Source organism: Bacillus sp. C30, assembly GCF_040838255.1.
In the GTDB taxonomy this organism is placed as follows: Bacteria; Bacillota; Bacilli; order Bacillales; family Bacillaceae_G; genus Bacillus_A; species Bacillus_A mycoides.
Genome location: NZ_JBFPJH010000327.1, coordinates 1 through 3,591, shown reverse-complemented (window position 1 = coordinate 3,591; position 3,591 = coordinate 1). Strand labels below are relative to the sequence as shown.

Sequence of the window (3,591 nt, the reverse complement as noted above, 5' to 3'; positions counted from 1 at the left end):
TTTATAAACTGAAAAATAAATTGGTCCTTTAACTCTTCATATCGATACCCAAAAATTTCATAAGTCGCTGGATTTGCATATGTAATTCTTCCAATAGAATCTACAGATATAATGGAATCATTATTATATTCTAGTAATGACTTAAAGAACATTTGTTTTTCTTCTATTTCCACTTTTTTCTTAACCTGTGCTGTAATATCTCTAGTAATACAAATAATAAACTGACATGTTCCATTTACATCGCATACTGGATTAAGTGAAGATTCATAATGTATATCACCAGTTGGCAAACTAATTACATCACAAAATGTAATTGCTTTCGCTTCTCTCATTACTTTTGCATAGTGTCCTTGCAATAACCTTGCCGTATCTTCTGGTAATACTTCTGCAAAAGTTTTCCCATAACATTCTTTCCCTAGCCTGGCGTGATTCATTCCTATTTTATTCACATAAATATATTTAAAAGTTTCCTCATCAATAACTTTCACAATAAACACTAAATCTTGAATAGCATGTAACAATCCCTGTCTTACTAAATCCATATCTATCATACTTAAAAAGGTATTTTGATTATTATATTGTTCCTTCATATTTATCTCAACCCGTCTTATCTATTTTTATTCATATATCTCATTCTATATGAATATGTACCTTTTTTAAAATGTATGATTACATATTTTTTTAAAAAATAAAAAAGCCGCCAAATGGCGACTTTTAATACACGATTTCTAAATCTAATCCTGGATAATTTTGTTGACGGAACGCTTCATAAATTAAAATTGCTGCTGTATTAGATAAATTTAATGAACGTACTTTATCCGTCATTGGAATACGTAAACAATGATCGAAGTTTTCTTCAATTACATTAGCTGGTAATCCATTTGTTTCTCTTCCAAATACGAAATAGTAATCCTTCTCACGTTTGCTATAATCAAATGCTGTATGAGCTTTCTCGCCATACTTTGTTAAATAAAAGAATTCACCATCTTTATTTTTTTCATAAAATTCTTCGATTGAATCATAATACGTAACTTTTACGTGCTGCCAATAATCTAATCCTGCACGCTTTAACATTTTGTCATCCGTTGAAAATCCAAGCGGTCTAATCAAATGTAATTCTGTTCCAGTTGCTGCACAAGTACGTGCAATATTTCCTGTATTTGCTGGAATTTCTGGTTGATATAAAACAACATGTACTCCCACGCGATATTCACCTCTATTTTTTATCTACTACGTATTATACCACTTGAACGAAAAATCTCTACCCATTAATAATATGAAAGAATTTATATTTCATTTGTGGTGTATATTTACTAGAATCTTCATAGTTCCAATAACGCCTGCGGCTATTCGCTGAATGTGCATTTACAAGCGGCATACCATCTGCGTCTTTTGCTACTACAATTGTCGTATGATTCCACCTACCATCATCCTCAAAATCATACGCAATTACATCGCCAAGAATAAGGTCTTCTGGCCTTTCTACTGCTTCTGCTCGAAGCCCTGTTGTAGCACCTGACAAATACCAATAAAAAGAGTGTGCTACAGCCCAGCTCCAACTCCACTGGTTTCCCCTTTGCCACCACCCTTTACGAATGTTAGGATGTCCATTCATCGGTACTTCTCCAGTGTGCAGACATTGTGAAATGAAATTTGTACAATTATCCGGAAAATTACGGTATGCAGAATTGCGATCATCCCACCAACGCTCTGCATATTTCACTGCCTCTAAACGATTATATTGATATGAACCGTATTTTTCTTTCGTGACTTCCCGTTCTAACGTTTCACCTATTCCTATTTCTTCTGACACTTCAAGAGCATAATCATCTATTATACAACTATTTTCTAAACAAACTCGTCGTTTTAATTGTTCCTCTTCGATATAAAATAATTCTTTATGCTTAATTAAATATTTCAAGTGTATTTGATAATCAATTTCTTGATGCTCATTACTATTTAATTGTCTAACGAAAGAAATATCTGCAGTTGCTTTCACTATATGTGCACTACGCTTTTGAAACAATTGTTTCTTTCTCTGTACCATTTGTAACAAATCTACTGCAATACCATCTACATCTGTTCGTTTCTCTGTTATATATGCTAAAAACTGTTGCACTTGCTTTTCAATATTCGCTTTTACAACCATTTCGTTTCCCTCCCATATTACAATATGAAAAAGGGAGATATTATCTACTCTTTTTTCTGTGCTAACAATTCAAGTCCACGATTCATTTCATGAAGAACCTCTTCATCTTTCTCACGTTCCATCGCTTTTTCAATCGCTTCTCCTACTCCATCTCCACCAATTTTCCCAAGTGCCCATGCTGCTGTTCCTCGAAGTACTGGTCTTGGATCATCTTTCATAACACCGATTAAATCAGGAATTGCTGCTGTTTCTTTGAAATGTGCAAGTGCTAAAATAGCATTTCGTTGCAATGGTTTTTTACCTCTCCATGAACCAGACATAATTCCATACTTCTCTTTAAAATCACGATTACTAATTGTTAAAAGTGGTGTTAATAACGGTTTAACTAACTCAGGGTCAGGCTCCATTTCAGGATGGTTATGAAAATCCATTCCTTTATTTTTCGGACAAACAGTCTGACACGTATCACATCCATATATACGGTTTCCTATTTTATCGCGATATTCTTCAGGCAGAAACCCTTTTGTCTGTGTTAAAAATGCAATACATTTCTTCGAGTCCAACTGCCCGCCTTGTACTAAAGCACCTGTAGGACAAATATCAATACATTTCGTACAACTTCCACATTGATCTTCTATTGGCCGATCAGGAGGGAATGGAACATTCGTAATCATTTCTCCTAAGTATACATATGAACCAAATTCCGGCGTAATAATAGCGCAGTTCTTACCACTCCATCCAATACCGGCACGCTCTGAAACAGCTCGATCACTTAGCTCCCCTGTATCAACCATTGATTTCACTTCTATATCCGGCAGCTTTTCGATTAAATACGCCTCTAACTTTTGCAAACGATCTCGTAGAACAAGGTGATAATCTTGGCCCCAAGAAGCACGGCAAAAAATCCCACGTCGTTCCCCTCGTTTACTTAATGGTGCATTTTTTAATTTTGAAGGGTATGCTAAAGCAATCGCAATAATTGATTTCGCACCAGGTAACAATAGCTGTGGATTCGTTCTCTTCTCTATATCAGGCTCTTCGAATCCAGACTGATAATTCAATTGTTGTTGCTGGATTAGACGCTGCTTTAATTCCTCAAATGGTGAAGCACTGGCAAAACCTATTTTATCTATACCAATCGTTTTACTATACGCAATTACATCTTGCTTTAATTGTTCAAAGTCCATTTTCAATCGCCTCCACCGATGAATCCATCCCTTATGTAACGACTATATTGGTTATCAATTCACTTTTGGAATAATATTCTTCACTTCTATTTTCGCATACAATTATGATTTTCAAACATTAAAAAACGCAATGCTTCGTTTATCTTAGAAACGAAACACTGCGTTGATCACAATTTATTAGAAAAACATTAAATAAAATTTGGAGCGGGTGAAGAGAATCGAACTCTCGACCAGAGCTTGGAAGGCTCTTGTTTT

The 3,591-nt window shown here is 34.9% G+C and carries 4 protein-coding genes; all 4 read right to left on the bottom strand.

The window, feature by feature from the left end; genetic code table 11:
* Positions 1 to 590 (bottom strand): PAS domain-containing protein (locus tag AB3X49_RS19535; protein WP_367964164.1); only part of this gene is annotated, 590 nt, incomplete at its 3' end.
* 124 nt (positions 591 to 714) lie between these two features.
* A complete protein-coding gene (gene trmL / locus AB3X49_RS19530; RefSeq protein WP_000538149.1) occupies positions 715 to 1,203 on the bottom strand; it encodes a tRNA (uridine(34)/cytosine(34)/5-carboxymethylaminomethyluridine(34)-2'-O)-methyltransferase TrmL in 489 nt (162 codons plus the stop codon).
* 58 nt (positions 1,204 to 1,261) lie between these two features.
* A complete protein-coding gene (locus AB3X49_RS19525) occupies positions 1,262 to 2,149 on the bottom strand; it encodes an amidase domain-containing protein (protein WP_367964160.1) in 888 nt (295 codons plus the stop codon).
* 44 nt (positions 2,150 to 2,193) lie between these two features.
* The gene (gene queG, locus AB3X49_RS19520) at positions 2,194 to 3,336 is read right to left on the bottom strand and encodes a tRNA epoxyqueuosine(34) reductase QueG (RefSeq protein WP_002115986.1); all 1,143 of its coding nucleotides are present in this window, start codon (positions 3,334 to 3,336) and stop codon (positions 2,194 to 2,196) included.
* Positions 3,337 to 3,591 lie beyond the last annotated feature (255 nt).

What these genes read in the sequence shown, in the direction of transcription:
- AB3X49_RS19525 (WP_367964160.1), bottom strand. Translation starts at nt 2,149, where the DNA reads ATGGTTGTAAAAGCGAATATTGAAAAGCAAGTGCAACAGTTTTTAGCA.
- queG (WP_002115986.1), bottom strand. Translation starts at nt 3,336, where the DNA reads ATGGACTTTGAACAATTAAAGCAAGATGTAATTGCGTATAGTAAAACG.